Source organism: uncultured Thiocystis sp., assembly GCF_903866365.1.
Classification (GTDB): domain Bacteria; phylum Pseudomonadota; class Gammaproteobacteria; order Chromatiales; family Chromatiaceae; genus Chromatium.
The window spans coordinates 1-13,643 of the sequence record NZ_CAIPNF010000398.1; the positions used below are offsets into that span (position 1 = coordinate 1).

The following is a 13,643-nucleotide window of genomic DNA, read 5'->3' on the forward strand; positions in this document are numbered from 1 at the left end:
CCTGGATGCACGGCGGCAACAGCAGTGGGGTGTCTCGGTCGATGGGGATGAACTCGACAGCCATGGAGGCTCCGCTGGGCTTCGGGGTGAGACACACGATTGTACTCGCGATGCGGGTGCTAAGCCGGACAGGCTCCTAGGCCACCTCTGTGTTGGCGCGTGTAATCGCCGCGTCCCTCGAGCAAACCCTCGATGGAAATATCTTCATCCAAGGCATCCCAATGGATGCCCCTTGGGCTGAGTTCGTAGGATGCGCGCTGCTCATCGGTTGCTTTCAGCAAGCGCGGGAACCACACGAGCGGCACACCAAGTGTTCGACCGTCGCTCAACTCGAGCCAAAGGTTGTCACGGTCGGACCAGGCGCGCTTAGGTGAAATATTCATTCCAAGCCCTCTGCAAGCGTTCTTGATGAAACGATACGAGTTTTTCCAGCTTCCGCAAGGTTGGTGCATCAAAACCATCATTTCGTGCAAGCTGCATGCAAGGAGTCAGCCAAAATTTGGCTTCCGCTCCGGCCTGGCGGACATGGATATGCGCCGGTTCGCGCGGATCGCCTTCGTTGGCGTAGAAAAAGAACCGAAAACCCTTTAGACGCAAGACGACGGGCATACTCAAGAACCCCTTTCAGAACCGTGACGCCTTGGCTCAGCGGTCCCATTGCGGCGCAGCAGCATGTCCACAACACGCACCGCGCCTTCCCCATCCACCAGCGCTTCGCCGTTTCTGGTGAATGCCCTGAGTCGATCCGCGTCGGACACGATTCGGAGGATCGCGTCGCGCAGGGCTGCCACCGTCACCTGATCACCATGGCCGAGATACTGGATGACGCCATCGGCGGCCAGGGCGGTACAGGCAGGACGCTGATTGTCGGCGATGCTGACCACCAGACTGGGCAGGCCGAGACAGCACCGCTCCCAAGTCGTGGTACCACCCGCACCGATCGCCAAATCGGCCTCGCTCATCAAATCCGCCAGGTGTGGCCGTGGGCCATGAAGCAGGGTGCCGGGGCGGTGTAACGCCTGTTCGGCCAGCACGTCATGATGCGGGTTGTTGGCGCCAACCACTAGATCCAATTCCAGATGCGCCAGCGCTGGATGATCGAGCGCGGACAGCGCGCGCCCCGTCATGTTGTCGGGATCGGTGCCACCGAAAAACACCAGAACGCGTCGCACTAAACCATCTCGCGGGCGCAACCCACGCCGGTGGCGCCCTAATCGACAAGATTCAGTAGGGGCGAATTCATTCGCCCGGTCTTCAATCATGGGGTTCGGGGCGAATGAATTCGCCCCTACACCCATCCTGCGGATTGGGACACAACACCCGCGCCGATACCAGGCATATTCGGGCCTCAACAACGCGTGACGCGGACCGAGCAGAGTCGATGCATGCGCTGGCAGCAGGCCGTCATAGCAATTCTCGGCGTTCTTGGCATGATAGTTCTGATCCAGCAGCAAGTCGCAGTCGTGCTGGCGGTTGGCCAGGTCGTCGATGACCAGGATCTGGCTGACGTAGGGACGCAATGCCTGCTCCCAGTCGCGATCGAGCCCATAGTGATCGACGATAAGCCAGTCTGGCCACCAGTTGCCCAGAACGGCCAGGGTCTCGAACGCATCCTGGGGCTGACTGACACCACGCCAACCGGCATAGTCGGCGTCGGCGATCCCAACCCCGGCGGCGGCTGGTTCAGGTAAGGCCGCGACCGCGAAGGCATCCGCTTTCAGCACCGCAATGCCATGTCCTGGATGGGCGCGGCAGACGAAGCGCACCTCGGCGCCCTGATCGCGCAAGGCCGTCGCCAAGGTCCGGCAGCGGATCAAATGGCCGAAACCGATACGATGGGAGGCATCGACGCGGATGGCGATCTTCATCGTAGACAGCGCGCCAGTATGAACGCCTCGGCCGCTTCGTAACCGACGCAGGCGCCGCGCCAGCGCGCCAGGTGCTCGACGCCTTGGCGCGAACGCGGGTGCGGCCAATCGCGCAGTTCAGCGGCGTAGGCATCGAGCGCGGCAAGCTTTTTATCCAGGGTTGAACCGATATCGATGAACCAGTTAGGCAGAAAGGCCGTGCCCGAACCCGGCGGTTGCCACTCGGTGCTCGACGGCACTTCGAAGCAGAGCAGTGTGCGTACCGGATGCCCGCGCTGGGGCCGGCAGGCGGTGACGACGGCCTGATGGACGCGGCGATGGTCGATATTGAGATCCCCAGCATGATGAGTGAAAACCGTCGCTGGGCGATACCGGGCGATAAGCGCCTCAATGCGCTGCGTGATCTCCAAAAGCGGGATGCAGTCCAAGCGGTTATCGGGCAGGTCGTCGAAGCTGACCGAAGCAGCACCGAGGATGTAAGCCGCAGCTTCGGCTGCCGCACGGCGCTCCTGCAACGCCATGGGATCCGGGACAACATCGGGCGCACGCGCACCGATGCCATCGGCGAGAAAGGCAATATGCACCTCTGCGCCTTCGCCGGAAAATCGAGCAATGGTACCCCCGCAGCCAAGGGCTTCGTCATCGGAGTGGGCGGCGAGAATGAGGATCCGTTCGGCCAACGCAAAACCCCTGTGCTAAAAAATGGATAACTCTTCCGCCTCTTCCAATGGTGCCTGCGGAGGAAAGAAGCCGTTTTCGCTCTTTGCATGGCTGATGATCAAATCTTTGAGGCGGGACGGGGTATCCACCCCGTCCCGCGCGTTTCGCCGACCGATCAGCCACACTCAACCGCCCGAAGAACCGCGCGGGACACTCATCCGAACGCCATCATCGCCCCGCCAGCCGCGCCTCCCAACCGGCCGCGTCAGGGCAGTCGAGCACCGCCTCGCCGAGATCCTCCAACACGGCCGGGTCATGGATGGACACCAAGACGCGGGCACTGCGCTCGGCCACCGCCGCACCGAAACGGCGCTGGATCTGTCGCAACAGCAGGCGCCGTTCCGAGATCAATCCCTGCTCCAGGCCTTGCTTCCAACCATCCTGTTTCCATTGTTCGGTCCAGGAAAGGACACGTTCGCTCAACATGGTGCGGATCTCCTCCAAATCAGTGAGTTCGGGAAGCGCGACCCCGGGCAGGCGGGTCGCCAGAAAGGCCTCGCGGAGCCAGACCACGAAGGAATGGCGCAGCTCGCGCTGCTCGGGATCGCTCATCCATTCGGCAAGCGCTATGATCACCGCGCACACGCGTTCCGGGTCGCGACTGTTCTCCAGCCGGAACAGCGCGGCCACCAGATTGTGCCGCGCGGCCAGGACGGTCTCGTCATAGGCGCTTGCGTCGACCAGAAGATAGCGCAGGCGCGGACGGCACGCCTCCAGCGTCGGCGGACCAGGTTCGATGAGATCGGCCAGATCGCGCGGCGCGGTCCAGGGACGGCGGCCATTGTAGAGCACGAGCGGGACGACCGGCGGAAGCCGGCGCGGCGCGCGCGGTGCGGCGCGCGTGGCGCCTTCCGGGCGGCGGCGCGCGAATTGGCGGGCGCGGATCAAATCCTGGTAGAGCAGATCGACATAGGTCGAGAGGCGCGCGGCCATGAAGGGATGCACACCGGATTGGAACTCCAGCAGCAGATAGACATAGAGCCAGTCCGTGCCCCAGGGCAGGCGCCAGATGAGGTCGTTGCGCCGTCCCTGCAGGCGGTCGTCGACGAATTCGCCGGGGTAGCGTTCCAGGCCCTCGAAATCGACGTCCTGGACCCAGGGCTCGTCGACGAAACCCGTCAGCAGATCGCGCACCATTTCCGGATGCGAGAAGAGGCGTTTGTAGCCGCTATCGTGTGGTTGATGCATACATGCCTCGCGTTTCCGACCCATCAGCCAAGCCCCAACGCTCAAAACGTTCCGGACGGGGCGCATGCCCCGTCCTGACTTGAAGAATATCTTGAGCGGAACTCGCGGTATGCCAATATGGTGAGGATTGAATATTTCTGGACTTAATGAAATGCCCAAGTGATCAGATCCTTACGATCAATTCGAACAATCCCAAAACGCCAGTCCACCAAGCATTCCAATCGGCGTTTGGCATACCGTTTTGCCTGAAGAGCACGGGAGCGTTCCTCTTTGCCGCTTGATGCGGCCGCTTTCCGTAGTTTCCGCATGAGATCCGCATGCTCAACGAGCACATGTCCGTCCCGGTCGATTTCCGACTTCAAGGCACGGTACAAGGCTGGTCCGAAATCATTGATTTTCATTTGATCAAGTGAAACGCTCGTCAGTTGCGTACGCTTACCCCGTGCACGCACGATGTGTTCCGCATAAGAGCAGTCTTTGGAAAGATCGGGAGCGGTGATGCCGTCTAGCTGATCACGGCGAAAGTAATTGATCGTTTTCTCTGTCATAGCCCATCTGCGCACAGTCCGTTTTCAAAAAGTGCTTTCCAGATCAGTTCGGCGCGGATCCAGTCGTCTTCGGTGTCGATGTCCTGGACGCGCCAACGGGGAATCAGTAAGGGAATGCTTTCGCGATCAAAGATCCGCATATGGGCAATCCATGCATCGGCCCTCCCCCAGTAGAACTGCCCGGCATCGTGCAATGCGACGGGTAAATCTTGCGAACGGGTTGTGAAATGCTCGGGAAAGAACATCTCCAGCGCACCGTTGTCTAGCTGGCGAAAGGAACGAAAGATCGGCGAGGCAAATTCCGTGGCGGTGAAGCAGTAAGCCCACTGACCGCTGCGAAGCAAGTCCAGCCCAGCGCGCAGGTCGGCAGGTCGCACGAACGGCGCAGTAGCATAGAGGCAGCACACCGCATCCAGTGTCCAGCCTTCGTCCAACGCCCATCGGGTTGCGTGGGCGATCACCTCGGTGGTGCCCGCATAATCGTTGGCCAGTTCGACGGGGCGCCGGAACGGCACCTCGGCGCCAAGTGATTTCCCTATTTCGGCGATCTCGTCATCGTCCGTGGACAGAATAATATGATCAAACAAACCGCTACCACGGGCTGCCTCGATCGACCACGCGATTATGGGCTTGCCGCGGAACTCACGGATATTCTTGCGTGGGATGCGCTTGCTACCGCCGCGGGCGGGAATGATGGCAAGGTTCATGGTGGTCATCCATACATGCGACAAATGGCTATGCCGCGATCTCTTTGAGACTAATCTCGTATAAACGAGCAGGCGAGATTTCTAAACCATTCGGCCACACCAATGCACCAGCATCAATCAAAAAACGCTTAACATAGGCTTCCGATCGGATGAGCGGATCGAGCAGCGGCCATCCCTCATCGCACAATACGCCTGCACATCGAAAACACCCCGGCTACCGTCCGAGAACAGCAGATCAATCTTCTTTTCGCCAAGGTAATAGGCTTCAAGTAGTTTAATCACGGTCTGCTCCTTAAATGCGCTACAGTGGCTCGAATCGCTGGGTACGCCACCAATTGTCATGCAGTTACTGCCGCTGAACGTGACACCAATCGCTGACGATGGCCGCGACTTTCCGCGGCAGTTTCCCCTTTGAGACTTCACCAGTCTGGATCTCTACCAGCGCCTCGAATCCTTGATATTCCACATGGATATGCGGCGGCGGATGGTCGTCATGCCACATGCGGATGATGATGCCAAAAAAGATCGAGAGAACGGGCATTTCAGAATTGCTCTCGGACTGCGGTCACAACCGTCAACAGTTCATCATCAGACAGCCGAGGAAAGAGCGGCAAACTGATCGCGCGCGCAGAGTAGGCCTCCGCCTCGGGATAGTCGCCGAGCTTGAATCCGAGTTGCCGATAGTATGGCTGCGTATGCACGGGGATATAATGCACATTGACGCCGATGCCAGCGTGGCGCAGAGACTCGAAGATGACGCGGCGATTCTGCTCGACCTGGACTGGGTATAAGTGTAGAGCAGAAGCGTGATCCGGGTTGCGGTATGGCCGCTGTAGCGGCAGATCTTTCAGCAAGTCGTCGTAGGCATCGGCCAAGACATGGCGGCGGCGTACATAGTCGTCAAGTCGCTGTAACTGGCTGAAGCCGAGCGCGGCCTGAATCTCAGTCATCCGATGGTTGAAGCCGAGTTCGATCTGCTGATAGTCCCAGGGGCCATCCGGTGTCTGTGTCATCTCCGCCGGATCGCGGGTAATGCCGTGGGAACGCAGACGGACCATGCGGCGGGTCAGTTCCTCATGGTTGGTCAGGGCCATCCCGCCTTCACCGGTCGTGATGATTTTGACCGGGTGAAAACTGAAAACGCTGATGTCGCTGTAGCGGCAACTGCCAATCGGCATGTCCTCGTAACGCCCGCCGATGGCATGTGATGCATCTTCCAGTACGCGAAAGCCATAACGCTTGGCCAGCACGTCGATGGCCCGCATATCGCAGGATTGGCCGGCGAAGTGAACCGGCAAAACGACTTTAGGCAGTCGGCCGATGCGCTCGGCCTGTTCGAGTTTGGCTGCTAAAGCAGACGCGCTGAGATTATAGGTGCGTGGATCGATATCGACAAAATCGACCAGCGCGCCACAATAACGGGCGCAGTTAGCTGACGCGACGAAGGTGTTCGGTGAGGTCCACAACCAATCGCATGGCCCCAGATCGAGCGCCAGGCAGGCAAGATGCAGCGCGGATGTAGCGCTGTTGACGGCCACGGCATAGGCCGCGCCGCAATAGTCCGCGACGGCCTGCTCGAAGCGTGGTACCGCTGGCCCCTGGGTCAGAAAATCGGACCGCAAAACTTCGGTGACCGCAGCGATGTCGGCTTCGGTGATGTCCTGGCGACCGTATGGAATCATGGGTCAACAGGTGAATTCGGGATCGAGATGAAGACGGATGAGCTCGCGTAACTGCTCGATCCCCAGAAAATCCGGATTGGTCCCGCTATTGTAGGCATAGCCGGGCGGGACCGGTTCGCAGCTATTGCGCTCGCAGTATTGATTCCGGCTGCATTTGGCGGCGATCGGCAGGATGGCGAAGTAACGACCAAGATCCACGGTATTGAAGCTATCGCTGGCGGTGATCATTTCCTCGTGGATTTTCTCGCCGGGGCGGATGCCAATGACGGGATATTCGCAGTTGGGACCGATAGCCCGCGCCACATCCACGATGCGATAACTGGGTATCTTCGGCACAAAAATCTCCCCTCCCTGCGCGTTTTCCAGTGCCCAGAGAACCATGTCCACCGCTTCCTGCAGGCTGATATTGAAACGTGTCATTTCCGGGTCGGTAATCGGCAGTACGCCGGTCTTGCGGCGTTCGAGGAAAAAGGGGATCACCGAACCGCGGCTCCCCATGACATTGCCATAGCGCACCACGGAGAAGCGAATGTCGCGGTAGCCACGCACATTATTAGCCGCGGTGAAGAGTTTGTCCGAGCAGAGCTTTGTCGCTCCGTACAGATTGATCGGTGCGGCGGCCTTGTCGGTTGACAGGGCGATGACACGTCGCACACCAGTGTCGAGGCAAGCGTCAACGATATTCTGGGCACCCAGGATATTTGTTTTGATGAATTCGAACGGGTTATATTCGGCGGCAGGCACTTGTTTGAGTGCGGCCGCATGAATAACGGTGTCGATTCCCTCAAGCGCGCGCTTCACTCGCCCATAGTCGCGCACGTCGCCAATAAAATAACGCAATCCCGGATAGACCTCCGGATCGAAGACTTGCGCCATCTCAAATTGCTTCAGTTCATCGCGGGAAAAAACCACCAAACGTTTGATGTCGGGATGATCCCTCAGCACGGTCTCCACGAATTTTTTTCCGAAGGAGCCGGTGCCTCCAGTAATGAGTATGGACTGTGACTGATTCATCGTGTGAATTCATCGTGTGAATTGATCGAAAGCACTCGTCTCTATAGATTTTTAATTTTGCTCATAATTAAAGAGATGCTTGGCGTCCATAACAACCTGTAGCAGAAGGGACCGAAAGAATGGGTCTTCCCCAAAATCATGATCTCTCGTGCGCTCCGTCACTTGATGGAAAACGTCGGCCAGATCGTATGGCTCCCAAGGTGTGAGTGGCATGTCAGGCATGTAGAGACAGCGTGCCCTGGCATAAAAAATCTGAGTAGCTATCAGGACATAAACCCGTTCGATCGCATCGGTGTTCAGTCGCGGCAGACTCTCGACATGATCCAGCAGGCAGTAATAGGCATCCAGAGTCTCAGGCTCGTGCGTGAAACCATGACCGGAATAAAGCCCTTTGCCAGCCAGGATGACAGGTACGCCCTGAGAGGCGAACTCCAAACCGGCTGTGCCAGTCACTGTCACGATAGCCTGAGCGAATTCAAAAAGTGATCGATTGTTGAGATCGGACGGCGCCAGGGCAATATGCGGATGATGCGCAAAGGACGCATAGACCTGCTCGGCCGAGATTTTTGAATGATAGTATTTATCGTCCGGATGCGGTTTTACAATCCAATTAACCTGCGGTCGGTTCGCGACATACGCGAGAGTCTGCACCAGCCATTGATAATAATCGTCAAATAGACTGCTTGGAAAACAATGCGGGGCATCCGGCATACAATGAGAAAATAAGATGACGATCGGCTTTGCGTCATCGATTCCAGTCACTTCGCAGAAACGTTCACGGGTGTAAATCTGTCGATCTTTTCCATAGGCTTCGGAATACCAGCGCCCCATGCCGTTCTTGCCGGCGCTGCTGGCCTCTGAATTAAGCTGATCGGCCATGTGTGTCCGCCCCTTGGCAAGCGCCTGCTCACGGCGAGTGTTCCAGACATAAGCGAACTCGCTTGCATCGAAAGTCGTTTCATGTTCTGGAAATTCTTCTATTTTCCTATATTGACGAACAAGAAGCGGGGCGGGTTTTTTGGCATACACTGGCGCGCCATGCGCCACGGATACGCGGGCCAGGATGCCAAACCGCGTGTAAACCGTATGCCCGACCGCCGTCGCAATGACATTGTTTTCGCAAAAGATCCCATCGTAGAGCTGATAATAGCCGATGGCGCTGATCGCGGTTTCCAGTAATCGATCGTCGAGCGTTTCAACCGTGACATTGCCAGTATTGCGCAAATACATGTCATAGATCAGATCGCCGACGCGGATACCGTTGATGTTGATTTCGAGTAGCGCCTTGCGCAAATCGCTGCCAGAGTGTTGCAGCGTCCGATACATGGATTCCTGTTGGGAATGGGTGATGAAACGACCGAGGTCTTCCTCGTAGTAATAGTCGGTGATTCCATAGGAAGCCGCCAGAGCGTGAAGATAAGCATTTTTGCGATCCGGTAGGATCGCCTTGATCGCGCAGCCATGAATGAGCTGTAGATACTTGGCCAGGACGGCATTGGCAATGAAGTAACCCGGATGACCGACTAATAATTCGACCAGAATGCACTGGTCAGTGCGGCGTGGCTGGATTTTCGCCCAGCGTCGAGTATTCTGGACCAAGAAATAGTCCAGCGCTTCATTTTCAGCCTGTTTAGTCGATGGATCTTCAATGTTGGACGTTTGTGGAGAAGGCTCGGTGCCCTGAATGGTTTCGGGGCGCTTGTCCTCGGCAGTTGTCGCGCCGGACCAGTCCACGCCTTCCCGGATGAATTCCAGTACGTAGCGATCTCGGTCGGCTTGACCGTGATTTCGGAACAAGGTGAAACCGGGGAACAACGCGAGAAGTCCATCGATCAAGTCATTCAGGTTCTCAAACGACCAGGCTGTCGTGGCGATCCAGCGCCCATCGACCGGTTTTGCGCCTTGTTCATGCAGTCTACACTCGATGATGATTCGCTTAGAGGCGTCCGCGATCAATTGGGCATTGCGGGGTACCTGCTGGGTGTGATGCAACACTGAAAACAGCATGACGGTGTCGTAACGACCCAGGTCATCCGCCTGATCCAGATCGACACAGGCAAAATCGATGGCATCGCCCCGGAGATTGGACAACATCCGCGCCCCGCGGATGACATACGGATCCAGATCGATCCCCTTGACGACACAGCCGCGACTCGTCAGATAGGCACACAACAGCCCCGAGTTGCAGCCGACATCCAGCACCCGTTCGCCCGGAAGAAAGCGCACCAGGTTCATCAGGCGCAGACGGTCATCCAGGGTGCGTTCGCCATGCGCCAGGACATCGGGCAGATCGATCGTGTGATAGACCTTGGACGGATTCAGGGTGGTTTCCGCTGACCTGAAGAGCATTGTCTGCCCCACATCGAGCCGACCCTGATCGAGTCGGGGTAGGATGTCGCGTTCCATCGTGACGCCAGGAAAGTAATGAAACAAGCCATTAAATTTGAAGCGGGCGTATTTTTCACGCACACGACGATCCGCCCAGCGCAGGAAATCGACCAGCGGCAGATTCATCTGTTGCTGGGTCAGGGGCTCGGCCTGATCGTAATCGATCAGAGAACAAACCTGGGTTTCGGGGCTGAATCGGAGGTTGTCTGGCTTCAGGTCGGCATGAAACCAGCCCAGCTTGCGCTGTTCCTGTATCGAAAACAGTAAATCAGGCAGACCCACGGCGGACTGCGTGGATAAATAGGGCAAAATCAGCGCCGGCAGCATGTCCTGGGCGTCTGCTGGTAACTGGCACAGATCGGCCAGCGCCGAGGCCTGAACTTGACCGACAGCGTACAATTCCGGGCAACTGACACAGCCGCGCTGGTTGAGTTCGCGAATGATCCCGGCCTCTTCGAGCAGACTGTTGCGTTTGAAGGGATGGGCCTGCAATTCGACCTTGACGAACCAGCGTTGATCCTTAGAGCGACCCAGCAAGGATTGGTCCGAGCGACTCAGCGGCACCACTTCCATGGTTTGCCGGTCACTGAACACAACCTGGAATAGCTGATCCGTTGGCAATCGCTGGCTCTGACATTCGGTGATCGGCAGGCTTAATGACGTCGTGATTCGCAGAGGCGGCGGTGCCTTGACCGGACGGGTCGGCGCGGTGGTTCTAGCCAACTCGCGCCAAACCGCCTGATTCCGATTCAGCCCGCTCAACAGCCGGCTGTTCTCGCTGATGCTGATGCGCTTGCCCAGACGCATGGCGCAGAGTGCCAGACGGGTCTCCATGACCAGCGAACGCTGCGGGTTCTGGTGCAATCGGGACAACCGTGGCAGGTGTCCGGCTGGATCGAAGTAGCTGGAGTCAGCGACGCTGAGTTCCACGGCCTCCAGCAGGGCCGCGCTCAACCATTGGTCCAGATCGCCGTCTTTGGGCGCAATGCCATCAAAGGCCGCGAGCGGGGGCAAAAACGGACGATCCAGCGCCATTGACTCGCTGGCTGGATTCAGCAGGGATTCGACCAACGACTCGAAACATGCCAATGCCGCCCGCCGCGCGCCCAACTCGAACTGCACTCGTCCCAGCAGGAGCGTGCTAGCTGGGTGGATATCGCCCCGTGCCCGCAGCGTCTCCAACCGATCGCGGCAGGCGCACAGCCGGGCATGACGATCAGAGAGTTCACGTTGCGTCTCTCGTGACTCGAAATACGCCTGCAAGGCTTGCTGATGCTCCGTCCAGGCTGGCTCCACCGATTCGTTGACCTGCCAGCGTTGAAGCAGATGTTGCGCATAAGGCAACTCGGCGAATCGGTCAAGCCAGGTCACAGAGGTTTCGGACATGGAGTTCATCAATTTCTCATTGAGCATTAAACCGCATCAGCGCCGCCGGTCACTAAACCGCACCCAGAGTGAAAAACGTAGTTTTGCGGATTTCCCCAGCGTTGCTGGTCACCACACGCGATTGACGGGGCGCGGTTTAAGCTTTTAATTTATTTAATATTTAAACCGCGTCGACGCCGACACCACAGACGAGCGCCAACCTAGGATGTTCAATCTCCGGGGCCTGCCGTCGATTGTTTTCATGCAGTTTCTCTGTCTGCCAGTAACGCCCTGAACGCCTGCCGTCGCCGGGCGAGCATCGAGTCACCGAGATGCGTCTTGACCCAATGCTCGACATCCAGGGTGCGCACCGACGCCATCGCATCGCCAATCACCCCGGTCGTCAGGTCGGTGAGGAAGGCCGGAATCGCCAGCACGAGCCGCCCGACCTCCTTGAGCGGGCTGCGTGACGTGAACGTTTTGTATTTTCCAAACACCGATTCAATGATGTCGGAGGAGGCCAGCCAGGTCTGGCCGGACGGGATCTTGGCGGCTTCTCGCGCCACCTGCTCCAGGATCCGGTTGGTGAAATCGGTGGCTCGTGGCGTGAGCGCGGCAGGCGGCGCCAAGGTGGCTCGAAGGGGTTCACAGACGCCGGCGTGCAGTCCCTCGGACTTGAGAAACGTCTGAATCGCCTTGGACTGTTCCATCATCTGAGCGTAGACCACCAGATCATCACGGTAGGATTTCACCCAGGCAAAGCCTTCCAGGAAGCGTGCGCGTCCGGTGTCGGCGAGGTCCCAGAAGGCGTCGTCGAGAGCGTCCAGCGTGAGGTCGGACGCCGCTTGCAGGGCCTGGCTCAACGCCGTCTTGTCGGGATACCGAGGTCCGATCAGGGCGTGCAGGGGCTGGACGCGGGTGGCGCCCAGGCGCCCGCGCAGGTGCTCCCAGGCGGCCACACTCAGGACGCAGGGGCGCCGAATGGCGCTGAAATCCCCGCGATCCGCATACGCGAGCACCTGTTGCGCCCACTCGACCTGGGCATCGAAATGCATGAAGCGCGCCTTGGTGCGTTGACGTGGCGGCAACAGAAACGCCAGGTCGGTCTGCTGAAAAGACGCCAGCGTCGCGCGGGCGTGCGCCAGAAACCCATTCCAGCGCTCGTCCGCCGTCAAGTCGGCCTTGAGCCGCGTGGCGATGCGATGAGAGATATCATCGGTCTCCACACAGTCGGGGGCGTGGTTCTGCTGAAACAGGGTGATCCCCTTGAGCAGGTCGCTGCCGTGATCGGCAACGATCTGCACCGGCCTCCCGGTGCGCTGGGCGACCTCATACAGCACCGTCGCGACCCAGGCCCCGGTGCTGTGCTCCGTGACCTCCACGGCGAGCACCTGCATGGCCTGGTGACGGGGACGATAACCGGTCTCGACCAGGCGACTGGCGGGAATCCCCAGGATCACGAGGCACTTGGCGGTTCCCAAGGCAATGGTGTGATCGACCACGTAGATCCAATCCTCGCGCCGCTCCGGCGGGCGCTGGAGCACCGCCAACCCACCGCGGTAGACCCAGTTGAGCACCGTGGTATAAGCCGGCACGCCCACCGCAAACCACGGCGCGAGCAGCTGCAGGACACGGGGCACCCCGCGGCTGCCGAGCCCCGCCTTCAGATACATCTGCAGCGTCAGTTGCATCACCAGGAGCGAATGATGATGACCGGCCGGGGGCAACCGCGCCAGACGCTGAGCAGTCGCTTCCGGTTCGTCCGCCTCGGCGCCTGGTGTGGGCTCGGCGTCCCGGCGCGCCGCCTCGGCCTCGGCCGCCAGCGCGCGCTCCTTCCACTGCGCACGGCTCGCCTCCAGATCCCGGATCTTGACCTGCGCCGCGCGCAGACGCCGCTGCTTGTCCAGAGCTTTGGCCTTCCACGCATCGCGCGAGGTCTGGAACAGTCGGGCCAATCGGGCCACCGGGCTCTTGAAGGACTCCATCCGCACTCGCTCTCTTCAATTCAGTGGTCGGCTCACCGGGTCGCGAAGTGTGGCCTGGCACGACGAGGCTGTCGAGACCAGCCTGCGAGACGACAGCAGGAGCGTCACCGCTCACGCCTGCGACGAAAAACCTGCATGAACCATCTGGCGCCTTTTTGCATCAGATTGAACTCCCTAG

The 13,643-nt window shown here is 59.0% G+C and carries 13 protein-coding genes; all 13 read right to left on the minus strand.

Annotated features, from left to right (window positions below):
- Window positions 1-119 precede the first annotated feature (119 nt).
- The 13 genes from QZY07_RS22145 to QZY07_RS22205 all read right to left on the minus strand — a co-directional run bounded on the left by QZY07_RS22145 (window position 120) and on the right by QZY07_RS22205 (window position 13,465).
- Window positions 120-383 (minus strand): DUF2442 domain-containing protein, encoded by a 264-nt coding sequence (locus QZY07_RS22145; RefSeq protein WP_295407563.1) that lies wholly within the window; start codon window positions 381-383, stop codon window positions 120-122.
- Window positions 367-609 carry a DUF4160 domain-containing protein gene (locus QZY07_RS22150; protein ID WP_295407565.1) on the minus strand — a complete coding sequence of 81 codons (243 nt, stop codon included), beginning with the start codon at window positions 607-609 and terminating at the stop codon, window positions 367-369. Before QZY07_RS22150 ends, QZY07_RS22145 begins: the two co-directional genes overlap by 17 nt.
- A gap of 2 nt (window positions 610-611) precedes the next feature.
- Complete coding sequence (gene pseG, locus QZY07_RS22155) at window positions 612-1,868, minus strand: UDP-2,4-diacetamido-2,4,6-trideoxy-beta-L-altropyranose hydrolase (protein ID WP_295407568.1); 1,257 nt, start codon at window positions 1,866-1,868, stop codon at window positions 612-614.
- On the minus strand, window positions 1,865-2,548 hold the full coding sequence (locus QZY07_RS22160) for a PIG-L deacetylase family protein (protein WP_295407572.1): 684 nt from the start codon (window positions 2,546-2,548) through the stop codon (window positions 1,865-1,867). The genes pseG and QZY07_RS22160 overlap by 4 nt, the downstream gene beginning before the upstream one ends.
- Window positions 2,549-2,756: 208 nt before the next feature.
- Window positions 2,757-3,776: an Rpn family recombination-promoting nuclease/putative transposase gene (locus QZY07_RS22165; RefSeq protein ID WP_295407575.1), complete on the minus strand. Its 1,020-nt coding sequence runs from the start codon at window positions 3,774-3,776 to the stop codon at window positions 2,757-2,759.
- Window positions 3,777-3,919: 143 nt separating this feature from the next.
- A complete protein-coding gene (locus tag QZY07_RS22170; protein ID WP_295407579.1) occupies window positions 3,920-4,324 on the minus strand; it encodes a hypothetical protein in 405 nt (134 codons plus the stop codon).
- The gene (pseF, locus tag QZY07_RS22175; protein WP_295407581.1) at window positions 4,321-5,031 is read right to left on the minus strand and encodes a pseudaminic acid cytidylyltransferase; all 711 of its coding nucleotides are present in this window, start codon (window positions 5,029-5,031) and stop codon (window positions 4,321-4,323) included. Before pseF ends, QZY07_RS22170 begins: the two co-directional genes overlap by 4 nt.
- 117 nt (window positions 5,032-5,148) lie before the next feature.
- On the minus strand, window positions 5,149-5,313 hold the full coding sequence (locus QZY07_RS22180; protein ID WP_295407584.1) for a hypothetical protein: 165 nt from the start codon (window positions 5,311-5,313) through the stop codon (window positions 5,149-5,151).
- Window positions 5,314-5,377: 64 nt separating this feature from the next.
- A complete protein-coding gene (locus QZY07_RS22185; RefSeq protein WP_295407588.1) occupies window positions 5,378-5,572 on the minus strand; it encodes a DUF4160 domain-containing protein in 195 nt (64 codons plus the stop codon).
- A gap of 1 nt (window position 5,573) precedes the next feature.
- Window positions 5,574-6,713, minus strand: coding sequence for a UDP-4-amino-4,6-dideoxy-N-acetyl-beta-L-altrosamine transaminase (pseC, locus tag QZY07_RS22190; protein WP_295407592.1), 1,140 nt, complete (start codon window positions 6,711-6,713; stop codon window positions 5,574-5,576).
- Window positions 6,714-6,716: 3 nt separating this feature from the next.
- Window positions 6,717-7,727, minus strand: coding sequence for a UDP-N-acetylglucosamine 4,6-dehydratase (inverting) (gene pseB, locus QZY07_RS22195; protein ID WP_295407597.1), 1,011 nt, complete (start codon window positions 7,725-7,727; stop codon window positions 6,717-6,719).
- Between the two features lie 51 nt (window positions 7,728-7,778).
- Window positions 7,779-10,736 (minus strand): methyltransferase domain-containing protein, encoded by a 2,958-nt coding sequence (locus QZY07_RS22200; protein WP_295407600.1) that lies wholly within the window; start codon window positions 10,734-10,736, stop codon window positions 7,779-7,781.
- Between the two features lie 1,004 nt (window positions 10,737-11,740).
- On the minus strand, window positions 11,741-13,465 hold the full coding sequence (locus QZY07_RS22205) for a hypothetical protein (protein ID WP_295407602.1): 1,725 nt from the start codon (window positions 13,463-13,465) through the stop codon (window positions 11,741-11,743).
- Between the last annotated feature and the right edge of the window lie 178 nt (window positions 13,466-13,643).